Below are 20,172 nucleotides of genomic sequence, written 5' to 3'. Positions count from 1 at the left end.
TCACTAAGGGAGTTAGTCAATATCTTTGAAAGGGGAATTAATTATGTCTGTTTTACCGCAAAAAAACGACCTTGGCTTTTTTGAAATCCGCCTGGAATCTATCGGCGGACTTGGCGCTAACCTCGCGGGGAAGATGTTAGCTGAAGCCGGGGTAGACGGGTTAGGGCTTAACGGCTCAAACTTCTCATCTTACGGATCTGAAAAAAAGGGGTCTCCTGTTAAATCGTTCGTAAGGTTTTGTGATCCTGAAGTGGAAATTAGGGACCACTCACCTATCGAACAGCCGCATGTCATCGGGGTTTTTCATGAAGCCCTTTATAAAATGGTTGATGTTGTAAGCGGTTTGAATGCCGACGGCGTTGTCCTCGTAAATACTAAAAGTGATTTTGACGTCATTAAAGACGATTTAAACCTGGAATATGGCACGCTGGCTGCTGTGGATGCTTTGAAAATTGCCCATGAGGAAAAAACAAAAGTTAACACCGCCATGCTCGGTGCCCTGTTCCGTATTCTTGATTTTTTAGATGCAGACCATATGAGAAACGTGATTAAAAAAACATTTGAAAAAAAATACCCTCACCTTGTGGAACCAAACATCCGGACATTTAACCGCGGTTATGAGGAAGTTCAGTTTAAAACATACGAGGTGCCTGAAGATGCAAAAAGTAAAGGTTTCTCCAGAATCCAGCCCCGCCTCGGTTACGAAACCCAGGAAATCGGCGGTGTAATTGCAGCTCAGGCCAACAGTATCCAGAAAGATTTAAGCGGATCACGCATTGGATTCCTGCCTGAATATAATTCAGACAGCTGTATCCATTGTGCAGCCTGCGATACTGTCTGCCCCGACTACTGTTTTGTATGGGAGCAGGGAGAAGATAAACGCGGCCGTCCGCAAATGTTCCTTAAAGGGATCGACTACCAATACTGTAAAGGCTGTCTGAAATGCGTGGATGCCTGCCCGACAGATGCTTTAGCTGATATGGAAGAAGTAAAGGGATATGCCGAAGCTCACCGGGTCAGTCAAAACTTCCCGCTTGTAACAGGAGGGGTTAAATAATGGCGATGACAGAGAAAAATATTCAGAAACAGTCAGACGCTGTGCAAATTTCAACGTTTGAATCAGGCAATGAAATGGCTGCAATGGCTGCCGCTCAAATTAATTATCACATAATGGGCTATTTCCCTATTACACCTTCAACAGAAGTTGCCCAGTATTTAGATATGATGAAATCGAAAGGCATGCACGATATCGAGCTGATTGCCGCTGATGGAGAACACGGCTCTGCGGGAATCTGTTTCGGTGCTGCCGCTGCAGGGGCCCGGGTATTTAATGCCACAAGCGCCAACGGCTTTTTATACATGATTGAACAATTGCCTGTCCAGTCCGGACTCCGTTTCCCAATGGTTATGAATCTTGTGACCAGAGCGGTAAGCGGCCCTCTGGACATCCGCGGCGATCACTCTGATTTATATTACGGCTTAAACACCGGCTGGGTTATTCTGACTGCCCGCACGCCTCAGGCCGTTTACGATATGAATATTATGGCTCTTAAACTTTCAGAGCATAAAGACGTCAGGCTGCCTGTTCTTGTAGCATACGATGGCTTCTATACGTCACACCAGAAGCGGAAAGTCGATCTGTTCAGAGACAGGGAAACGGTACAGGAATTCATTGGCGAGGTGCCTTCCGGTTACCCGAACGCGATAGACAAAGAAAACCCTGTCACTATCGGAGCGCATATGAATGGCGACGACTTAATGAATAACCATTACCAGCAGTCTGAAGCACTCTATAAGGCTTATGATGTTTATAAAGATATTGCTGCAGAATATGAAGCACTTTCCGGAAGAAAATACGATATCCTTGATAATTACGGAATGGAAGATGCTGAAGTAGCCTTATTCCTTTTAAACTCCGCTTCTGAATCCTCTAAAGACGTAGTGGACCGGTTACGGGCTAAAGGAATAAAAGCGGGCGTGATCAGCCCTAATATTATCAGGCCGTTCCCTGCAGAAGAGATACGAAAATCATTAAAAAATGTTAAAGCTGTCCTTGTTGGTGAACGGGCAGATTCCTACGGCGCTAAAGGTGCTAATCTGACGCACGAATTAAAATCCGCTCTTCAGGAAGACCCTGATAATCGTACTCTGGTATTGAGCAGAGTATTCGGATTGGGTGGAAAAGACTTTTATGCGGATGACGCGGAAGCATTTTTTGATATGGCGATTGAGGCGGCAGAGTCCGGAGTAATTGCTGAACCATTTGATTATTACGGGATCCAGCCGGGTGAGCCGGAAAAGAAGCTCGAACAAGTGATCGAACCGATGACAGGTGACACGTATAAAACTGGTTTAATTAAGGTAACTGAAGATGAAGAAACGAATAAATTAAAAGTCAGAATTCCTCCGCTCCGCCAGCTGACAGCAAAGCCTAAGAGGTTTGCATCAGGCCACGGCGCCTGTCCTGGCTGCGGTATCTTCCCTGGTCTGGAACTTTTCTTTAAAGGGATTGAAGGGGATGCTGTCATTTTATTTCATACCGGGTGCGGATATGTGGTAACTACCGCTTATCCTTACAGTTCCCATAAGCAGCCGTTTCTTCATAACTTGTTCCAGAACGGCCCTGCTACTCTGTCGGGTACAGTCGAAGCGTTCTTTGAAATGAAAGAACGGGGAGAAATTGATATAGACGATGACTTTACCTTTGTCATGGTTACCGGCGACGGCGGCATGGACATTGGTATGGGCTCTGCCATCGGCACGGCTCTTAGGAACCATAAAATGATCATTTTAGAATATGATAACGAAGGCTATATGAATACCGGTTCGCAAATGTCCTATTCGACGCCTTTAGGCCATATGACAAGTACCACTTCTGTCGGCAAGGAAAAACAGGGAAAGGCCTTCCACCACAAAGATACAGCGCAGATTATGGCTTCGACAAATATACCTTATGTGTTTACCGGAACGGAAGCTTACCCGCAAGACCTTATTAAGAAGGCGGCGAAAGCTCAATGGTACGCACAGAATGAAGGAATGGCCTACGGTAAAATTCTTATTACCTGCCCGTTAAATTGGAAATCTGCAGACCGAGATGGCGAGAAAATAATGAAAGCAGCCGTGGAATCATGTTTCTTCCCTCTCTATGAAGTGGAACGCGGTGAAACCACTATTACGTATAATCCAGAAGCAAAAAAGAAGCGTATTGAACTTTCTGAATGGCTCCGATACATGGGCAAGACGAAACATATGCTTAAAGAAGAAAACAAAGGGATGCTGCAGGAGTTCGAGAATGAAGTGGAACGCCGGTGGATGACTCTCAAAGCTAAAAACGACACCCCATATGTATAATTTTTTTAAATCCGCACTTCCGGTTCGTCATTGAGACCGGGGTGCGGATTTTAGTTATTCTGTAAATGAGACAGGGTGGTAGGCATAAGGAGTTTCTCTATAGAGCTGCTGAAGATTATCATTTCTGATGTCTTTGATATTCAGCCGTTTATAAGGGATAGACATATACACCCGTTCCGCGGTGAAAGGATAAGGATCAAGTTTAACTTCTGTTTCTGAGACCCACCGGGCATAAAATCGTCTGCTATTAAAGGGAGTAAGTTTTTGCGGAAAACCATCGCGGAACCACTGCACCTCTTTCTCTTTACCTGCTCCCCACTCATTCATACATACATAAAGAGATAAATTATCACATAGCTGCAGAAGATCAAAGTGAAACTCCTCTTCTTCTTCTGACAAGTTTAATTCATGAAAGGCGGCTGCCTGTTTTAACTTTTCCTGTCTCTCTTTCTCTTCTTCCATAAATTTATTTCCCAGTATATCCTTTTTTCCTTTGAAAAAACTGGCATAGTGCCGGCTGATCAGGTAACCGGCATATATATCTTCTTCAACTAATTGACTGACTCCATCTTTGTAAGCCTGAAGTTTTTTTCTCAGGGGATAATTGATGAATGAAGCAAGGTCATTTTCTTTCAGAAAAACCGGTTTGCGGTCTAATGGAATCCAGCTTCGGTCATGGTTTGTGACAGCATATTCAACGGAAGACTTTAAATCAGGCCTCAGGAAAGCATTTCTGTTCCAATGGTAAACAAACTGACCCGAAATCAGCGCGTGTTCGTGTTGTTCGATTAATATAGCCTCATCATTATTTTCCCGTATGATCATCAGCCTCGCTCCTTTCGTTTTAAATTTACCTTTAATAAAATGTCATTAAACCTTATCTTCTACTCATATCTTATGTCACTGCTCCATGCCCATGCACTTAGCATACTATTGACAAACAGGATCCGGAAGGGATACAGGCACAAAAAAAGCCGCTTTCTTTTCAGAAAGCGGCCATCGGTTATCAATTTAAATAATTTTTGATTCACAGTGGGTACATTCATTTGAATAACTTTCATGCATTTCTTCAATCTTATCCCCGCACTTGGCACATTCTTTCGGAGGCAGATTTCTGAAAAATTCAGTACTTTGCATTAGCATAACAGGTTCCTCCCTTTCAGATTATTATTAAACAACGGTTCTTTTTATTAAATTTGAGTAAATTCATTGTACTATAACAATAACAACAATACAATACCCTGTGTTAAAACAATTTTATTTTTTTATTGTGAAATGGTGAAAATCCTGTTGTGAAGAGGGTTTAATTCACTTTTTTTATTTTATTTTATTCACACGTGTTACAACTTGTGCAGCTTTTCCGCTCTATATTATATAACAGCTGTTTCCATTAAATGGGGGGTCTGACCCCTTTGTGCAGTCTCCTTTGTGCACGGCTTTCATCAGAGAGATAACGTAAAAAAACCTGCCCTGGTTCCGGGCAGGTCGAGTGGACTGAATATAATCAGATATTTAGAAGCCGGTCCAGATGGGCCACCAGTTTTCCTATATCCGGTTTACTGACTTGTGCATCGGCGCCGACCTGTTCTCCTTTATGGTAAAGGTCTCCTGAGATAAGAGAGGAAAAGATCACCACAGGGATTTCCTTAACTGTTCCGTCTTCTTTAACTCTTTTAGTTAAATGGTGGCCATCCATAACTGGCATTTCAATGTCAGTAAGCAGTAAATCTATTGTTTTTCCGAGCGGCCCCTCTAAATATTCCAAAGCCTCTTTCCCGTTCTCAGTAAAAACCAGGCTGTCGTACCCTGCTTCATTTAGGGTATCTTTCAGTAATTGACGCAAAATCGGGGAATCTTCAGCTACAAGCAGGTTTTTATGAGTTCGGTCTTTTTCCTCTATTCCTTCCAGTTGACGCGAAGAAAAACCTGACCCGGGCATGAGATCAAAAACGATTTTTTCATAATCAAGCAGTAAAATCATAGTTTCTTCCATCTTGATGACCCCTGTAATCATATCTTCAAGCCCCTGGGCTAATTTCCCGGGTTTTTCGATTTGTTCCCACGAGATCCGATGGATTCTTGACACCGAATGAACATGGAAAGCCACTTTAACCTGGTTCAGCTCAGCCACGATAAGTTTATCCCGGCCAGGAGTCTCAGGCTTTTTAAAACCTATAGCTTTTGCTAAATCTATGACAGGCATAATTTCTTCCCTTAATCTGATGATCCCTTCAACGTTTGGATGGGAATGTGGCATGAGCGTCATACTTAACGGCTGGATAATCTCACGGACTTTCATCACATTAATTCCAAATAGTCCTCGTCCTACCTCAAAAACTATTATTTCAAGTTCGTTCGTCCCGCTTTCCAAAAGCACCCCTTTGTGTGATACGGTCATTATTATTTCCTCCTCTTGCATTGTCAACCTGTATTAAGAAAATATTCCTGTGAATATAATACCACTAAAGACACAATTATTGTATAGGATGATTTAATACACTTCATTATAATGGGCATAAAGGTACACTAAGGCTCTTAGTCACTTTTCAATTGCTTCCTGTTTCCAATCCTTCTATAATAGAAAGTAAGACTGGTTTAACAGATTGGGGGTTATCTTTTTATGCTGAAGCAATTTTTCTCTATTGGGTTTTTAGCGCTTGTACTTTTCCTTACTCCTGTGACTCACGTATTCGCGGAGGAAAACGGCGATAATGGGGCGTCGTTATTGGAAGGGCCTTTTGTCATCGTAGCTTTTGCAACAATCATACTTATGATTTATTATGCGATCAGAGATTAATAGTTACATAGCAAAAAGAAGAGGGCCGCCCTCTTCTTTTTCTTATCTTTATAGTTCCGCTTTTCTGTCGAGGAGCCATGAAATAAGGAAGAACGCCCCGGCAAGAACCAATAATTCTGCAGCGATCTGGCCAAGGTACACATTAGTCACTATCCCTTCGCTGCCATCCATTATCTCCGCCCCTCCTGGATAAAGGGAATAGATTTTTTCCTGGATCTCTTCTCCTTTAAGCAAAGGGGTCCACTCTGTAATCCTCTCGATTAACGGTATATTTTTTATCCATGTGTAAATATAGTTAGTCAATACAGTCAGAACGATAGCTGCGAGCCAGCCGAATGGACGAACGACTTTTGAAAAGATAAAAATAAACATGGCTGCAATCCCCAATTGAAGGGCGCCATTGGTGACGGCCAGCAACACCCACGGAATTAACTCCCTGAATAAAGGCACAAGCATACTAATTATCCCGGTGAGCCCCTCAGCCGCTGAGTCTTCAAACATGCGCACCGCTCTCTGCAAAATGAGGTCAGCCGCCACAATGGCATAACTGATTGAGATGAGAAATTGGGTAAAAGCTGCAGCCAGTTTTGCAGACAATAAAACGTAACCCTTTACGGGAAGGTTCATCCATAAATGGCTCGTGTTCTCTTTCCACTCTTTTATTAAAGAAGCTAAAAGCATAATGAACAAATAAAAAATATGAAGAAAAACGACCGCCAGGGATACGGCAAACACAAGCGGTGTTTCTCTTTCCATAAATATATAGATGAAGACATAGGCAGCAGTCAGAAGAGCGAGGCTCACGGCAAAACGAAATAAGCTCTCCTGCCATTCTTTTTTATATAAAGACCACCACATCAGGCCAGCACCTCCCTCATTGTCGCCACAAGGGACTGGCCTTTTTGTTCTCTTAATACTTCTGCGTTCTCTTCCAGAATACATTTTCCGTCTTTCATAAAAATAACGTGGTCGAGAAACGCTTCCACTTCACTCACTTCATGTGTGGATAGTATGAGCAGCTGCTGCTCCACATCTGCATTCATCACAATAAGTTTTAAAATATCCTCTCTTACTAACGGGTCAAGCCCCGATAAAGGCTCGTCCATCACAAGCACAGGCACTTGCCGCGACAGCGCTATTACAAGTTTAAGCCTTGCCCTGTTTCCTTTTGAAAGGTTTTTTATTTTCATATTTACATCCAGATTAAGTTCTCTGATCATGCTAAAGGCTTTGTCTTTTGAAAAGTCAGGAGCCACCTTTTCCCAGAAGTGAATCAGCTGCTGAGCCGACTGGAAGGAATACAGAGAGTCCGCATCAGACAGATAGGCGATATCTTTTGAAGATAATCTTGAAACAGGACGGTGCATAACCTTGACCGTTCCACTGGACGGCCTTAACAAGCCGGCAATCAGTTTGAGTAAGGTTGTTTTTCCGCTTCCATTTTCACCAAGCACGCCGTAAACTCCGCTCCCTTTTAACTGAAATGATATATTTTCTAAAGCTGGTTGTCTTAAGTACTTTTTGGTGACATTTTTTAAATAAATTTCAGGCTCGTTCATTCTTCTTCCTCCTTGCGGGACGCCATTTTCTGTTCCATTAATTGGAGGATCTCCTCATTTTTAAGTCCAATCTGATTCATCATAAGAATAAAATCACCAATTTTATCATCAGCAATTTTTTTTCTTAATTCCTGAATCACGGTTATGTCTTCCGTGACAAATGTTCCCTGCCCTCTTTTGGAAACAACGATATCCTTTCGTTCCATTTCCATATAAGTTCTCGATACAGTATTAGGATTGACGCCCACCTTAACAGCTAATTCCCGGACAGAAGGAAGCTTCTCTCCGGGTTTAAGATCGGTCCGGCAAATTTGCCCGTACAAATACTCCATAAGCTGCAAATAGATGGGCCGGTTATTATCAAACGTAAGGCCCAATGGCATTCCCCTCCTTAAGAGGTTACTTCTTTACATCCTTTCTTATTCTACCAAAACTTTTAATCTGCCACATCTCTTTTAGTAAAGGCCACCATTGCAATGAGCATAAACAGGGAAAAATAAACTATTAGCACAATTGATGAAAACAGCGGCGTTAATCCTTCAATGATGGGCTGTCCTTCAAAGAACTGAATCATATACGTATTGGCAAACAAGTAAAACTTCATCCAATTATAATTGCTCAGCAAATACGCGATCTGCCCCCCTGTAAACAACAGGACGAGCGATAAGCCGATTGCGAGCGACTGGTTTCTGAACACTGTCCCAATCATAAAGGCAAATGTGGTCATGATAATCAGTTCAATATATGCTAATCCATACATTACAGCGCCATATAAAGCCACATGCATATCACGAATAGAGCCACCGGCTATTTCCACTACTCTCACAGGTTCGGGGCTGAACCCAAAAATCAGAAAACCAGCAGCCACTGAAAAAATGATCAAAGTCGCGAGCATTACCAGTGAAAAAAGCATAGCAGCCAGCCATTTGGAAAGCAGGATTTTCCACCTTTTTACTGGTCTGATTAATAGAAGCTTAATCGTCCCGTTAGAATGCTCACCTGCAATAATTCCTGCCGCAATTATAACCGTAAACATTGTCAAAAAATTAACAAATTGAGGATTATTTACTATGAAATACCAGCGGTGGGAAGAGTTTAAAGGTTCAATCCCTTCTTCCAAATGATACATATACAGGTCATGCTGTTCCTGAAGTCCCTCTGCAGCTCGCGGAGGAATTTCCCCGCTTTCAAGCTGCTGTTCAATCATTTGGACCTCTTGTTGCAGCACCGTTTCCCAATCGGCTGCTTCATCGGCCGGTTCCCCTATAAAAAAACGTGTCACTAAACCAATCACCGCAATTAAGGCGATAAGAATAAGAAACATCACTTTAGTACCCGTCTTTTTGAATATTTTCATCGACTCATTTTGCACAAGGTTTATAAACAGGCTCATTTCTTTTCACCTCCTGTTAATGACAGGAATTGTTCTTCCAATGTATTTTTATCTGCTTCTCTTATTTGATACACCGCCACATTTTCATTGATTAAACCTTTTAATAAATCAGGCACCTTTTCTTTTTTAACAGTGATATGAAACCCTTCCTTATACTCTTCAGGTTTGACATTAAGAAGAGAGTGAAGCAGCTCAGCAGCTTCGGCCTTTGGTTCCGCCTCTATATACCATAAGTCTTCCGATTGTCTTACAAAGTCAGATACCTGGGCAACTTGAATAATCTTCCCTTCCTGTATGACCGCAATTCTATCGCACATTTTTTCCATTTCGGAAAGCAGATGGCTTGAAACGACGACACATATTCCTTCTTCATGTGCCAGCTTCCTTAAATAGGCGCGGATTTCCCTGATTCCGGCAGGGTCAAGCCCGTTTGTCGGCTCATCAAGGATAAGGAGCTCAGGCTTATGCAATAAAGCCTGAGCCAAGCCGAGCCTCTGCCTCATTCCTAAAGAGTACGTGCCGGTTTTCTCATGCATTCGGCGGGACAGGCCTACAAGCTCCACCACCTCTTTAATTCTTTCTTTTGTCACTCCTTTTAACATCCGCTGATAATGAACAAGGTTTTCGTAGCCGGTTAAATAGTCATACATCTCCGGATTTTCAACCACTGCGCCTACCCGCGATACGGCTTCTTCAAAGTTTTTGTATAAATCGTTGCCAGAGATCGTGATTGATCCGTCTGTTGTCCTCATGAGACCAACCATCATCCTGATTGTCGTCGTCTTACCTGCTCCGTTAGGCCCCAACAAGCCGAAGACTTCCCCCGGGTACATCGCTAAAGATACATTATCAATAATTGTTTTCCTGCCTATTTCTTTACGGACATTTTTTAATTCAATTGCTGGTTTCATCATCTTCCCCCTCGCAATCCCTTATGCTCTAGTGTACTAATCAAATAGTACACCGGTACATTAAAATAGTCAATTATTATTTTCTTCCATGAAAAATCCCTGTTCGTTTAACGGCTGCTTGACGTTTTTAGCACGGCTCTTCCCCTGGTGGGCGGTCCCTTTCCTGCCAGGCCCTCCCGTGCAGCTCGAAGTTCCGGTTAAACGTATAAACAAAAAATGAGGCTGCCAACTTGCTGGTGGCAGCCTCATGGTTACTTATGCAATTAATCAATAACTTCCACTGATTCAATGACTACTTCTTCAACTGGACGGTCAACGGGTTCTGTTTCTGCGGTCGCGATATCATCGACCACATCCATGCCATCAATCACATGCCCAAAAACGGTGTGTCCATCATCCAGGTGGGGCGTCCCTCCCAGTTCCAGATAATTTTCTTTAAGGTCTTCTGAAAAATCCATTCCTTGCTGTTCCATGGCTTCAAAAGCTTCTTCACTTAATTGGTCCGGTCCCGCGTGGACAATGTAAAATTGACTGCCGTTTGTATTCTGGCCACTGTTGGCCATCGCCAGTGCCCCTCTGAAATGAGCCACTGACTCATCAAATTCGTCTTCGAACGGCTCTCCAAACGCACTTTCACCACCGCCGCCTGTACCTGTAGGGTCACCGCCCTGAATCATAAAATCCTCAATGACACGGTGGAAAATAACGCCGTCATAGTAGCCTTCTTCAGCTAATGTCATAAAGTTTTCTACAGCTTTAGGTGCTGCTTCAGGAAATAACTTCACGTGAATATCCCCGTAGTTAGTGCGGAGGACGGCCTCCTCTTCATTGTCAGCTACTTCTTCAGATAACTGTGGATATTCTGCAGCTTCCCCGGTGCCGTCTCCATTATTATTTACCTCATTTACATTATTTTGATTATTTTCTTCCCCGCATCCTGCCAAAAGGAGCATAAGAGAGAGTCCTGAACCTGCTAATAGATTTGCTTTCTTCATTTTGCATTTCCCCTTATTTTTTAATGACGCTGCTAAAGATTATTTACACGCGAGTCTCTTTTTTTGTAGAGCTGGTGACCCACGTCACCGACAAATTTCTTCTTCTCCTTTAAACTGAAATTATGATAATAAAAGGAGGAGTTACTAATGAATTATACTGTTAACCGTGAAGCGAAAGTTAAAGATCTCGTGATTCAGATTCCCCGCTCAGATGAGCTTTTTAAACAGTACCGCATAGATTTCTGCTGCGGCGGCAACCGGCCGCTTCATGAAGCGATCGCTGAAAAAAATCTGGAAGAACAAGTGATCCTTGAAGCTCTCCAAATTCTTTCGGACGACGCTGATGAACGGAAAGAAAAAAGCAGCTCAGACTGGAGCAGTGCTTCTTACATGTCTCTGCTTGACCATATTGTGAACAATCATCACGGCTTTTTAACAAAAGAACTTCCTGATCTGAGCTTTTATGTAACTAAAATTTTCCGCGTTCATGGCGGTGCACGCCCTGAACTTGCGGAACTCCATAAGCTTTACCACAGCTTAAGAACTGAACTGGAACAGCATATGGTAAAAGAAGAACAAGTGGTTTTCCCGGCAATTTACCAGTATGGAACAACACGTTCTGCCGCAGATTGGGAGGCTGCTGTTAAGCAGGTCAGCGAACTTGAATCAGAACATGAAGCCGCTGGCGATCTTTTAAAGAAGATTCGAAGCATCACTAATGATTTTACTCCACCTCCCGGGGCCTGCACAACCTATAAAATGACATTCACCCGCCTGGAAGCTTTAGAAGAGGATATGTTTCAGCATATCCATCTGGAAAATAACATTTTATTTCCAAGGCTCATGGAAGAAAAGACTGCTCAAAACAACTAAAAACATGCTTGGGTCACACAATATTCTATTGTGTGATTTTTTTTGCCAGCGACTCCCTCTTGACTATTAAAAAAAACGGGTTAAAATAAAAATAAGAACACATGTTCGTATTCTGTTTGGAACCACGAAAATGAAAAAGGAGGCGACCCGTAATGGCCAAACTCACAGCACAAGAAGAACGTCTGACGGAATCCTACATCCTGCTTGAGATGGCTCGCAAAGTGCTTGAAAAAGACCTGGCCCGTCTGGATCAGGCACCTTTAAAATTAAAAGATCCTTATATCCGTTTATTGGAAGTGACCCTGCACCGTCTTAGCCGTGAAATGTATGAGACAAGACGATCGATGAAAAAGCTGGGCTTAAAAATTCAATTAAATGATTATGATCAAACCTTTTCGGAATATACCATTTTTTTCAGAGGCTATGTACTGACTGCGAAATATTTAAACGCGCATTTAAAAAACCAGGTCAGCCGCCGGATCGAAAGTCTGTTCACTTATGGAGATAAAAAGCTCCCGTAAATTCGGCCGGCCTTATCTTCCCCTCAGTTTCGGGTATACATGCATCGCTGTATTATAAAATACGTCATCCCAATAGGACGAAGGAATATGGGACTGGATAAATTCGATATAAGGTTTCATCCTTACAAGCGGCCAGTCTGTACCGAATATCAGCTTTTCATAGTTATCGCAAAAAGCCAAACCGTGTTTTAAATGATCAAAAAAATGCGGGGTCCCGGATAGACGGCTGACTTCTTTTTCATCTCCTATAATAAGACCGGATAAATCAGCAAAAACATTCGAATTTTTATATACCACTTCCGCTGCATCCAGCATCCACGGGTCGCCGAAATGAGCAAGCACAAACGTCACATGGCGGTGCTGGACTGCCACTTCATCAATCGTTAACGGATGGGCATATTTAAGAATCCCCCGCTCGGAATAAGTATCACCTGTATGGAATACGACAGGGACATTATATTGTGCGGCAAGAGAATAAACAGGGTCATAAACAGGATCGTGCGCATAAAAAGGATAGTATCCTAAATATATTTTCATACCAGTGACATGAGGTTTGAGAAGGTCCTTCTCAAGCCGGGCCAGTTCTTTTCGCCCCAGTTTGTAAGGATTGACGCCAGTACAGCAGTAAACAGATTTGTCTCCCTCAGGAAGCAGATCAAGCCCCATAGGTGTAGGCGGGGCCTTATCAGGGAAACCGGTTCCCCCTTCTATCTCCCGGAGCCCCATCCCAACTGCGAGGGTAACGCCGTTTTGTTCCATCTCTTTTTTCAGCCCGCGGAAAGAATAATCAACCCTGGACATTTTTTTAGCTGTCTGATAGAAGGATTGAATATGAGAAACATGAATATGGGCATCAATAATTTTCACTTTTTCCTCCTCCTTTCTCTAACAGCACTGGAGAAAACGCCATTTTTAAGAAAAGATGGCCCTTGTTTTTTCGTTATTTCTGAGTATCGCTCGTATAATACCCTTTTTCTTTAACTTGTTCATAAGCATTTGTTAAAATGCCCTGAATAGCCCTGCCTCTGTCTTTTTTCCGCTTTCTGTATTCATTATAAAGGGCCTTTCCTTCAAACCCTTCCTCAATAAGGTTTTTAATAAGCATATCGGATAAATCTTCTTTCTTAACGACAAGGACACCTTCCAAATGAACGCTAATATGGTTTTCAAGCTGATTCACAGATTTAACGTCACATACAAGTGTCGCAGGATCATTTGTCCGTTTAGTAATCGTAACTTCTGTCATAAACGGCTGTTCTTTTTCTTTATATTCCCGGAAAAACTCCTCCCACTCCGGGTCTAATACCGCTTCAAGCAGCCAGTTTTTTTCAGCTTCTTCTTTATTAATAATGAGACCTTCAACTAAAGGTATTTCTTTTCCCTTTATTTCTTCATTGCTCTTTAAATCTTCATCAAATAATATCATTAACGAACACAGGCGAAATGTTTTCATGTTATAAAGCACCTCCGGATAAATAATCTGGCATGAGCACACTAACTTCTTCAAATGACCGTGCGTCTCCTCTTTTTATTATAACTTTTATTCCCTTCAGCCGTCAGCTTTTTATCCCACAAAAAAATCCCGCCGGCCGCGGCAGGAAAAAATTATTTTAAAGATTCCAGTTCATTTAATAACATGGCTTCCGGTCTCCCCTTTTCCATTTGCTTTTTTATGTGAGCAAGTTTTTCCTGTCCTTTACCGGAATAAATAAAATGGACAGTCTGTTTATCTGCTTGATTTTTAATTGATGTTTCGATTAATGTTAAATCCTTTTGGTCTTTACCGCTTCTCAGACCTATGAATAAATCTGTATCTGTCTCGACGATAACTATTCCGGCGTAGGGATCTGTTTCTTTTATGAGATGTGCCACCTTCGTTTCCAGCGACCCGGGAAGTTCTCTTCTGTCTTCAGGCTGTTTATAGTGCTCAGGGACATCAGTGAAAGATTTCCTCAAATAAGGGTGGGTATGCTCCTGGGAACGCATCTCCAGTGGAGAGCCATCAGCATAACCATTCATGCCCCGGCTGGGACGGTCGTCTCTCGTAACCATCCTGGCGATAGGGTTATTTCGGTATCGCTGCTGGTTTATAAATCCGTACCCTTCTCCTTTTTGGTGTTCATGCTCGTCAAAAGCATGGTAAGGTGAATCGTCAAGTGTCTCATTTCTTGCCTCGCCCTGACAGGCTGAAACAGCTAATAGTGAAAAACAAAGACAGAAAACAGCTGATTTACATCTCATCACTTTCATCCTTTTTAATTTAGTGTTGTTTATTACGCAGCAAAACATGCACCTATTACTCCGTTGGATGACTTTTCCGTGATATAGTAAATAATGAACCTAAAGGATGTGAAATAATGGACAAACTTATTTTAGTTGGATCGGGGATATGGCAAGGATTTGAAATTATGCCAGGTGCCAAGACTGATCTGCCTGCCTCCACTGACAGAGGAACTTATTCTGTGTCCTTAAATAACCTTACAGCCATAACAACGGCTTACGAGCATATTGTACTTGATTACCCCGTGATGACTGGAGATGAGCTTGTGCAGGGAGATACGGACACTTTTAACAGCATGCTCATCCGCTTATTAGAAATCATTTCGGCTCACCATTATAAAAATCTTTACATTTATAAATATAACTGTCTCCATTTACTGTACGAGGGAGAAACCCCGCCGCTAGAAGGGCTGAACTTGAAAAATTTTAAACAGCAAGTTAAGTTGTCTAATATGCCGGACCGTAAAGTCACGTCTGTCCAATGCTGGACATCCGGTTATAAGGGGGCGGCATATGACTGGGCTGATACTTATTATGATTGGCTCAATACATTCACAAAAGGAATGGTCAGAATCGAACGTAAAGAAGACAAAGCGCTGTTTATAGTCCCCGGAATCCCGTCTCCACTTCTGATACTTGAGAGAAAATACCCGCTATTTTCTAAAGAAATAAGTGAATGGGCCATCACTGGCGGCTTGTTAAATGGAGAAAAAAAAGAAATGGATCCAAAAGGCAGGCTATGGTTTATTACTTACAGTAATGGCAGCACTCAAACAGTGTGGACTGCCCTTACCCACTTTAAACCGGCGCTTCCCTGGTTTTTTTATAAAAAAACCCAAGGGCTGATCCACCCTTGGGTTATGAATACGTTCGGAAAACGTTCAAGCCGCTGATTATTCAGTTAAAGCCCCGCCCGAATCGTCCGCTTCGTCAGGACTGTAGGCAATAGGAGAAATGATCTGTTCCAAGGAAGATTCCAATTCGTCAATTAACTGGATTCCTTCGAGGGAAAGGGCTGTCGTACCGGGAGCAGCCGCAAAATATAACGGAAACTGGTCAGTCCGCAAAGACAGCTGCGACGCTTCTCTGACTGGAAACTTTTTCACATAGGTGTCTTTCAGGTCAAAAGCGATCGCATAGACGTAGCTTACAGAGATTTTTCCGGTTTCTTCAAACTTTTCAGCTGAACTTTTTCGGATATCATAAATAAATGGTTTCCACTTTTGGTACTCATACCGGCCGGCGTGTGTCATAGAAGAATAACAAAGCATAATTATAAAAGTTGCAAGGCCGGCGGCGAGGTATAAAATACTCAAAAAAGGCGAGGCAATAATAAATCCGCTGCCCAATAAAACCATGACAAGAGAGATTCCGGCCAGAACACGTTTAAAAGGAGAGAATACAGCAAACAGCCCTTGTCCGACGAGCTCGTTTTTCATTTTCTCCTCCCATTCATATAATTTATGAAGAAATGTCTCCCGATTCTCTCTTTCTTCTGTAAAATTATACAAATCATCTATATGAAAAACCCCATCCTTACCGACCTCATAAAGCATCCAGCCGTATAAAAATTTTTCATCTTCTGCCTTTGGCGTTTCAGAAGCCCCTTCTACAGTAAAATAATAGTGTCCTTCTTTGTCCTGATCAAGAACAAGTATTTTCTTCCTGACTAAATTCAGCAGGCCTGCAGTAATGTGCCGGGTATAGGCCCCGCGCCCAAAGATTAACTGCGCGACAAGAGGGGGAGAAAACTTTTCAAAATCCCTTTCAGTTAAAACATGATTTGCTGCCGTTTTTTCTACGACCTGTTTTCTCTTATAGCGTTCGTAAATAAGGATGCCCGCGGTAGTTAGTACAAGAAAAATAAATAACAGAAGGAAATTCATTTCAAACGTTGTCATGACCGGTAAATTAAATAGGCGTCCGTCTTCCATATTCACACCTCCTGATTAAAAAGTCGTGGTTCTGCTCAATTATTTAATCTGTGGCGGTAAAATCGTATTCCGTAATAGCCTGTGACGGCAAGTGCAAAAATAATATACCCGGTTATATAGCCTGTATAAATGGACTCACTCATCCAAAGCGGGGAAGATAATAAACTAAGGATCCACACCATGGAGATATTTCCAAATAAAGTGGACCAGATATACTGCCTGTCCGAAATCGGGCTCACCGATGCGGCAATTGAAATAAGGTTGCTTGGCATAACAGGAATGCTTCTCAGTACCACAATCATAAACACTCCATATGAGGAAATCAGGTCCACAATATAAGACAGCTTTTCTTCATTTTTACTCCAGTATTTATCCACCCATTTTCTGCTCGCAGTTCTGCCCAGCCAAAAACAAACAATAGCTCCAATGGTGGTTCCTATAAGACTGTATAAAAAGCCGCCGGCCAAACCGAAAAGAATAAAATGGATAATAATAACAATCAGAATAGGGAAAATCGTAACAATATTTTGGATTATCATAAGAGGGATCGTTATAAAAAGAATCCCGTATCCTATCTCGGAGAACAAGTCATCAGTAAAATAGCTTAAATTTTCGTTCCTTAATTGGGCGATCCATTCAGAATTCAGGCTGAAAAAAATGACTGCTGCAGCTATTGCTATAAGTATGAGCGTTTTCTTCACTTCTATCACCCCTGTTTTATAATGACAGGCGGTTCCTTTGTTTCATTATAACGAACCTGTAACTTAATTGAAAAGAAAAGGGGCTGGGGAACCATTAATCCCCAGCCCTGCAAATATATCAGACCTTTTATTCAACTATTATAGGGCGGTTTCTACATTTCCTTCAGACGTTTAATTCTTTCCCGGGGATCAGGATGAGTGGAGAAGAGCCCTTTCATCCCTTTCTTTAACGGGTCACTGAAATATAACGGTGCAGACGAGCTTGAAGCTTCTTTAACCGGAGTTCTCACCCCTGTAATCTTTTCCAGGGCAGAAGCGAGTGCCCACGGATTACGTGTTAACTCTGCCCCGCTTGCATCAGCCAGATACTCTCTGTTTCTTGAAATAGCCATATTAATCATCATCGCAATTAAAGGAGCGACAATGAGTAACACTAAAGCAATAATGAGAACGACAGGGCTTTGTTTCTGATTCCTTCCTCCCCTCGAGAAAAAAAGCATCCGCGAGCCGAAATCGCTTATAATGGCGATGACAGAGACAAGGGCCAATGCAATGGTCGATAAGCGGACGTCGTAGTTTTTAATATGCGCAATCTCATGAGCAATAACGCCTTCCAGTTCTTCACGGTTTAATGTATCCATCAGCCCGGTCGTTACAGCCACTGCTCCGCTTTTGGGCGACATCCCTGTCGCAAAAGCATTTGGTGACTCATCCTTAATAATAAACACTCTGGGCATTTGAATACGCGCTACCATCGCCATATTTTCCACCGTGTGCCACAGGAACCTGTGCTGTTCGGCAGATTTAATTTCTCTTGCATGATTCATCCGCATCACAACGTTGGTGCTGGAAGCCAGAATAATAGAAACATACACCACCGAAAGCAGAGCCGCCAGTATAACTCCTGATATTAAATCGCCATACATCACGTAGCTGAAGGCCGCACCCACCACTAAAACGAATGCGACAAAAAAGGTAACAATAAAAACTGTTTTTGTTTTGTTTTTACGTATTTGTTCGTAAAGAATCATAGTAAGCCACCTTTATTTAAAACTTCACTTGAACGTTCTGACGTTCTTCATTGGTGGCTTCAAGCATATCCCGTTTGCCGAATCCGTGGATTCCCGCAAGAATATTGGTCGGCACAGACTGAATTTTAGTATTGTATTTCATAACCGTATTGTTGTATAGCTGGCGTGAATAAGCAATTTTATTTTCAGTCTGGGTTAATTCCTCCTGAAGCATTTGAAAATTCTGGTTAGCTTTCAAATCAGGATAGGCTTCTCTTAAAGCAAACAGGTTTTTTAAAGCACCGCTCAGCTGATCATTAACTTCCATCTGATCCTGGCGGTTCATGTTTGTTTTACCAAGCTGGTTCCTTAATTCTACCACCTGGGCTAACGTTTCTTTTTCATGTTTCGCATACCCTTTCACTGTTTCCACCAGATTAGGGATAAGATCGTAACGCCGTTTTAATTGCACATCAATTTGCGCCCACGCTTCTTCCACCCAGTTTCTGTACCTGATCAGCCGGTTATACCCCGTGATCCAAATTAATACGAGTACTGCTAATCCTCCAATAACAATCCATAGTGCCATAGATGATTCCTCCTTTTTTCAACTGGTGTGTACGTGCAAGATGACCTTCATATTGTACCCCTCTTAAAACACTTTAAGCTATGAACCGGAAGCGGCTTGCTCCTCCCTTTCCCTCTTCAGATAGAAATACCTGTAGACGAATGAGCTGACCAGCCCGATAAGCGCCATCCCGAACATAAGAGTGTAAAGGGTCCTTACATCGAACTGATCGATGACTGCGCCGCCAAGGACGGAACCTATTACACCGGAGATTCCAAAGAAAACAGAAATGAACAAAAGGTGCCCGGTTGACTGTAATTCTTCAGGAACAAGTTTTGAGGCAAACTGAAAGCCTGTTAAATAAAAGATCCCGAATGCCAATCCGTGCATGAACTGGAGAAACAGCAAATAGGTCGCATCCGGTACAAGCGACATTAAAAGCCACCTTGCTGTATATATAGACGCAGCAATAATAATGTATGTTAGAGGATGATACCCTCTTAACCAGTAAACACTCAGTGCAAATACCAGTGCCTCTGTCGCCACCCCTATGAACCAGGCCAGGCCGATGACTGATTCATTCCCGCCAAGTTCAATAATATAAAGGCCGATAAACGAATCATTCATCCGGTGGGTCAAGCTGATTGACAAAATTAACATAAGAAATATAACAAGCTGTCTCTCTTTTAACAGCTTCACAGCCTTTCTAAGCTGAACCGGTTTCTTTGAAGGTTCACTGTCAGGCGCCATATAAGTGAATACCAGAGCGATAAGCAGAAAGGAGGCGTAAACATAGTAGATATTTGCGATACCGATGGAGCTTAAAATGTAACCTCCAGTCAGAGAAGCAGAAGCAAAGCCGAGTGATCCCCACATACGGATGCTTCCAAAAGACACTCCGCGCTGGATAGACACTTTTTGAGCCAGGCTGTCCCCCAGCCCCCCTGCAGGAGACATAAAGGAGAAAAAGATATAAACAATGGGAATAAGCAGTATAAATTCAGCAATTTGAAAGACGATAAAACCGATGGCAAGCGCACTGCTTAAACATAAAAGCAGCACGCGTTTCACTGTTTTCCAGCGGTCACTCATAAATCCCCAGAAAGGCTGAGCAATAATGGCGGCAGCAGGGCCTACAGCAAGAAGAATGCCGATCTCATTGCCTGTAAGCCCTAAATACTGGAAGTAAATAGGCAGATAACTGATTAAAATCGTCATAGATGAATGAAAAAAGAACAACATGCCTTTAAGTTTCCAAACAGACTTCATTTTATAATAT

General features: G+C 42.4%; 23 protein-coding genes. 6 read left to right on the top strand and 17 right to left on the bottom strand.

Features of this window, described 5'->3' with window-relative positions; translation table 11 throughout:
• Window positions 1-43: 43 nt before the first annotated feature.
• Both BMW59_RS16655 and BMW59_RS16650 read left to right on the top strand, forming a co-directional pair.
• The gene (locus tag BMW59_RS16655; protein WP_093054602.1) at window positions 44-1,057 is read left to right on the top strand and encodes a 2-oxoacid:acceptor oxidoreductase family protein; all 1,014 of its coding nucleotides are present in this window, start codon (window positions 44-46) and stop codon (window positions 1,055-1,057) included.
• Window positions 1,057-3,351 carry a thiamine pyrophosphate-dependent enzyme gene (locus tag BMW59_RS16650; RefSeq protein ID WP_093054600.1) on the top strand — a complete coding sequence of 765 codons (2,295 nt, stop codon included), beginning with the start codon at window positions 1,057-1,059 and terminating at the stop codon, window positions 3,349-3,351. Before BMW59_RS16655 ends, BMW59_RS16650 begins: the two co-directional genes overlap by 1 nt.
• Window positions 3,352-3,405: 54 nt before the next feature.
• Here the strand turns inward: BMW59_RS16650 and BMW59_RS16645 are convergent, their stop codons facing one another.
• The 3 genes from BMW59_RS16645 to BMW59_RS16635 all read right to left on the bottom strand — a co-directional run bounded on the left by BMW59_RS16645 (window position 3,406) and on the right by BMW59_RS16635 (window position 5,749).
• Window positions 3,406-4,176 (bottom strand): DUF3891 family protein, encoded by a 771-nt coding sequence (locus BMW59_RS16645; RefSeq protein WP_093054598.1) that lies wholly within the window; start codon window positions 4,174-4,176, stop codon window positions 3,406-3,408.
• Window positions 4,177-4,362: 186 nt separating this feature from the next.
• Window positions 4,363-4,494, bottom strand: coding sequence for a protein YhfH (gene yhfH / locus BMW59_RS16640; protein ID WP_093054596.1), 132 nt, complete (start codon window positions 4,492-4,494; stop codon window positions 4,363-4,365).
• Window positions 4,495-4,855: 361 nt separating this feature from the next.
• Window positions 4,856-5,749 (bottom strand): chemotaxis protein, encoded by an 894-nt coding sequence (locus BMW59_RS16635; RefSeq protein WP_093054594.1) that lies wholly within the window; start codon window positions 5,747-5,749, stop codon window positions 4,856-4,858.
• Between the two features lie 222 nt (window positions 5,750-5,971).
• Between BMW59_RS16635 and BMW59_RS21880 the strand changes: the two genes are divergently transcribed.
• Entirely contained in the window at window positions 5,972-6,148 is a 177-nt protein-coding gene (locus tag BMW59_RS21880) for a hypothetical protein (protein ID WP_177174400.1), read from the top strand.
• 48 nt (window positions 6,149-6,196) lie between these two features.
• Here BMW59_RS21880 and BMW59_RS16630 read toward each other — a convergent pair whose 3' ends face one another.
• From BMW59_RS16630 to BMW59_RS16600, 6 genes are all read right to left on the bottom strand, one after another.
• The gene (locus BMW59_RS16630) at window positions 6,197-7,006 is read right to left on the bottom strand and encodes a hypothetical protein (RefSeq protein WP_093054592.1); all 810 of its coding nucleotides are present in this window, start codon (window positions 7,004-7,006) and stop codon (window positions 6,197-6,199) included.
• Window positions 7,006-7,707, bottom strand: a complete 702-nt coding sequence (locus BMW59_RS16625; protein ID WP_093054590.1) for an ABC transporter ATP-binding protein — start codon at window positions 7,705-7,707, stop codon at window positions 7,006-7,008. The genes BMW59_RS16630 and BMW59_RS16625 overlap by 1 nt, the downstream gene beginning before the upstream one ends.
• On the bottom strand, window positions 7,704-8,084 hold the full coding sequence (locus tag BMW59_RS16620; RefSeq protein ID WP_093054588.1) for a GntR family transcriptional regulator: 381 nt from the start codon (window positions 8,082-8,084) through the stop codon (window positions 7,704-7,706). The genes BMW59_RS16625 and BMW59_RS16620 overlap by 4 nt, the downstream gene beginning before the upstream one ends.
• A 59-nt stretch (window positions 8,085-8,143) precedes the next feature.
• The gene (locus BMW59_RS16615) at window positions 8,144-9,100 is read right to left on the bottom strand and encodes an ABC transporter permease (protein ID WP_093054586.1); all 957 of its coding nucleotides are present in this window, start codon (window positions 9,098-9,100) and stop codon (window positions 8,144-8,146) included.
• On the bottom strand, window positions 9,097-10,011 hold the full coding sequence (locus BMW59_RS16610; RefSeq protein WP_093054583.1) for an ABC transporter ATP-binding protein: 915 nt from the start codon (window positions 10,009-10,011) through the stop codon (window positions 9,097-9,099). The genes BMW59_RS16615 and BMW59_RS16610 overlap by 4 nt, the downstream gene beginning before the upstream one ends.
• Window positions 10,012-10,274: 263 nt before the next feature.
• Window positions 10,275-11,006, bottom strand: a complete 732-nt coding sequence (locus tag BMW59_RS16600) for a peptidylprolyl isomerase (RefSeq protein ID WP_093054579.1) — start codon at window positions 11,004-11,006, stop codon at window positions 10,275-10,277.
• Between the two features lie 147 nt (window positions 11,007-11,153).
• On the opposite strand from BMW59_RS16600, the gene ric reads away from it, so the two are divergent.
• Window positions 11,154-11,879, top strand: a complete 726-nt coding sequence (ric, locus tag BMW59_RS16595; protein ID WP_093054577.1) for an iron-sulfur cluster repair di-iron protein — start codon at window positions 11,154-11,156, stop codon at window positions 11,877-11,879.
• A gap of 152 nt (window positions 11,880-12,031) precedes the next feature.
• Window positions 12,032-12,400, top strand: coding sequence for a YhjD family protein (locus BMW59_RS16590; RefSeq protein ID WP_093054575.1), 369 nt, complete (start codon window positions 12,032-12,034; stop codon window positions 12,398-12,400).
• Between the two features lie 12 nt (window positions 12,401-12,412).
• On the opposite strand, the gene BMW59_RS16585 is transcribed toward BMW59_RS16590, so the two are convergent.
• The 3 genes from BMW59_RS16585 to BMW59_RS16575 all read right to left on the bottom strand — a co-directional run bounded on the left by BMW59_RS16585 (window position 12,413) and on the right by BMW59_RS16575 (window position 14,641).
• A complete protein-coding gene (locus BMW59_RS16585) occupies window positions 12,413-13,267 on the bottom strand; it encodes an amidohydrolase family protein (protein ID WP_093054573.1) in 855 nt (284 codons plus the stop codon).
• Window positions 13,268-13,340: 73 nt separating this feature from the next.
• Window positions 13,341-13,853, bottom strand: coding sequence for a YwpF-like family protein (locus BMW59_RS16580; protein ID WP_093054571.1), 513 nt, complete (start codon window positions 13,851-13,853; stop codon window positions 13,341-13,343).
• A 152-nt stretch (window positions 13,854-14,005) separates the two neighbouring features.
• Entirely contained in the window at window positions 14,006-14,641 is a 636-nt protein-coding gene (locus BMW59_RS16575) for a hypothetical protein (protein ID WP_093054569.1), read from the bottom strand.
• Between the two features lie 116 nt (window positions 14,642-14,757).
• Between BMW59_RS16575 and BMW59_RS16570 the strand changes: the two genes are divergently transcribed.
• The gene (locus BMW59_RS16570; RefSeq protein WP_093054567.1) at window positions 14,758-15,573 is read left to right on the top strand and encodes a hypothetical protein; all 816 of its coding nucleotides are present in this window, start codon (window positions 14,758-14,760) and stop codon (window positions 15,571-15,573) included.
• Here BMW59_RS16570 and BMW59_RS16565 read toward each other — a convergent pair whose 3' ends face one another.
• The 5 genes from BMW59_RS16565 to BMW59_RS16545 all read right to left on the bottom strand — a co-directional run bounded on the left by BMW59_RS16565 (window position 15,574) and on the right by BMW59_RS16545 (window position 20,162).
• Window positions 15,574-16,614 carry a DUF2207 family protein gene (locus BMW59_RS16565; RefSeq protein ID WP_093054565.1) on the bottom strand — a complete coding sequence of 347 codons (1,041 nt, stop codon included), beginning with the start codon at window positions 16,612-16,614 and terminating at the stop codon, window positions 15,574-15,576. It lies immediately after the preceding gene.
• Between the two features lie 35 nt (window positions 16,615-16,649).
• A complete protein-coding gene (locus BMW59_RS16560; RefSeq protein ID WP_093054563.1) occupies window positions 16,650-17,315 on the bottom strand; it encodes a TVP38/TMEM64 family protein in 666 nt (221 codons plus the stop codon).
• A 152-nt stretch (window positions 17,316-17,467) separates the two neighbouring features.
• A complete protein-coding gene (gene htpX / locus BMW59_RS16555; protein ID WP_245733188.1) occupies window positions 17,468-18,343 on the bottom strand; it encodes a zinc metalloprotease HtpX in 876 nt (291 codons plus the stop codon).
• 19 nt (window positions 18,344-18,362) lie between these two features.
• Window positions 18,363-18,914: a LemA family protein gene (locus BMW59_RS16550; RefSeq protein WP_093054559.1), complete on the bottom strand. Its 552-nt coding sequence runs from the start codon at window positions 18,912-18,914 to the stop codon at window positions 18,363-18,365.
• Between the two features lie 78 nt (window positions 18,915-18,992).
• Window positions 18,993-20,162: an MFS transporter gene (locus BMW59_RS16545; protein WP_093054558.1), complete on the bottom strand. Its 1,170-nt coding sequence runs from the start codon at window positions 20,160-20,162 to the stop codon at window positions 18,993-18,995.
• Window positions 20,163-20,172 lie beyond the last annotated feature (10 nt).

Origin of the sequence: Salipaludibacillus aurantiacus, from assembly GCF_900111295.1 — a bacterium.
GTDB lineage: Bacteria > Bacillota > Bacilli > Bacillales > Salisediminibacteriaceae > Salipaludibacillus > Salipaludibacillus aurantiacus.
This window is presented reverse-complemented; position numbering and strand designations above follow the sequence as displayed.

Bases quoted from the DNA above. Each gene is read 5' to 3' on its own strand.
- BMW59_RS16635 (WP_093054594.1), bottom strand. From the start codon at position 5,749: ATGACCGTATCACACAAAGGGGTGCTTTTGGAAAGCGGGACGAACGAA.
- BMW59_RS21880 (WP_177174400.1), top strand. From the start codon at position 5,972: ATGCTGAAGCAATTTTTCTCTATTGGGTTTTTAGCGCTTGTACTTTTC.
- BMW59_RS16615 (WP_093054586.1), bottom strand. From the start codon at position 9,100: ATGAGCCTGTTTATAAACCTTGTGCAAAATGAGTCGATGAAAATATTC.
- BMW59_RS16575 (WP_093054569.1), bottom strand. From the start codon at position 14,641: ATGAGATGTAAATCAGCTGTTTTCTGTCTTTGTTTTTCACTATTAGCT.
- BMW59_RS16580 (WP_093054571.1), bottom strand. From the start codon at position 13,853: ATGAAAACATTTCGCCTGTGTTCGTTAATGATATTATTTGATGAAGAT.
- BMW59_RS16550 (WP_093054559.1), bottom strand. From the start codon at position 18,914: ATGGCACTATGGATTGTTATTGGAGGATTAGCAGTACTCGTATTAATT.
- BMW59_RS16545 (WP_093054558.1), bottom strand. From the start codon at position 20,162: ATGAAGTCTGTTTGGAAACTTAAAGGCATGTTGTTCTTTTTTCATTCA.
- BMW59_RS16645 (WP_093054598.1), bottom strand. From the start codon at position 4,176: ATGATCATACGGGAAAATAATGATGAGGCTATATTAATCGAACAACAC.
- BMW59_RS16625 (WP_093054590.1), bottom strand. From the start codon at position 7,707: ATGAACGAGCCTGAAATTTATTTAAAAAATGTCACCAAAAAGTACTTA.
- BMW59_RS16600 (WP_093054579.1), bottom strand. From the start codon at position 11,006: ATGAAGAAAGCAAATCTATTAGCAGGTTCAGGACTCTCTCTTATGCTC.
- BMW59_RS16655 (WP_093054602.1), top strand. From the start codon at position 44: ATGTCTGTTTTACCGCAAAAAAACGACCTTGGCTTTTTTGAAATCCGC.
- BMW59_RS16565 (WP_093054565.1), bottom strand. From the start codon at position 16,614: ATGGAAGACGGACGCCTATTTAATTTACCGGTCATGACAACGTTTGAA.
- BMW59_RS16570 (WP_093054567.1), top strand. From the start codon at position 14,758: ATGGACAAACTTATTTTAGTTGGATCGGGGATATGGCAAGGATTTGAA.
- ric (WP_093054577.1), top strand. From the start codon at position 11,154: ATGAATTATACTGTTAACCGTGAAGCGAAAGTTAAAGATCTCGTGATT.
- BMW59_RS16650 (WP_093054600.1), top strand. From the start codon at position 1,057: ATGGCGATGACAGAGAAAAATATTCAGAAACAGTCAGACGCTGTGCAA.
- BMW59_RS16590 (WP_093054575.1), top strand. From the start codon at position 12,032: ATGGCCAAACTCACAGCACAAGAAGAACGTCTGACGGAATCCTACATC.
- yhfH (WP_093054596.1), bottom strand. From the start codon at position 4,494: ATGCTAATGCAAAGTACTGAATTTTTCAGAAATCTGCCTCCGAAAGAA.
- BMW59_RS16610 (WP_093054583.1), bottom strand. From the start codon at position 10,011: ATGAAACCAGCAATTGAATTAAAAAATGTCCGTAAAGAAATAGGCAGG.
- BMW59_RS16630 (WP_093054592.1), bottom strand. From the start codon at position 7,006: ATGTGGTGGTCTTTATATAAAAAAGAATGGCAGGAGAGCTTATTTCGT.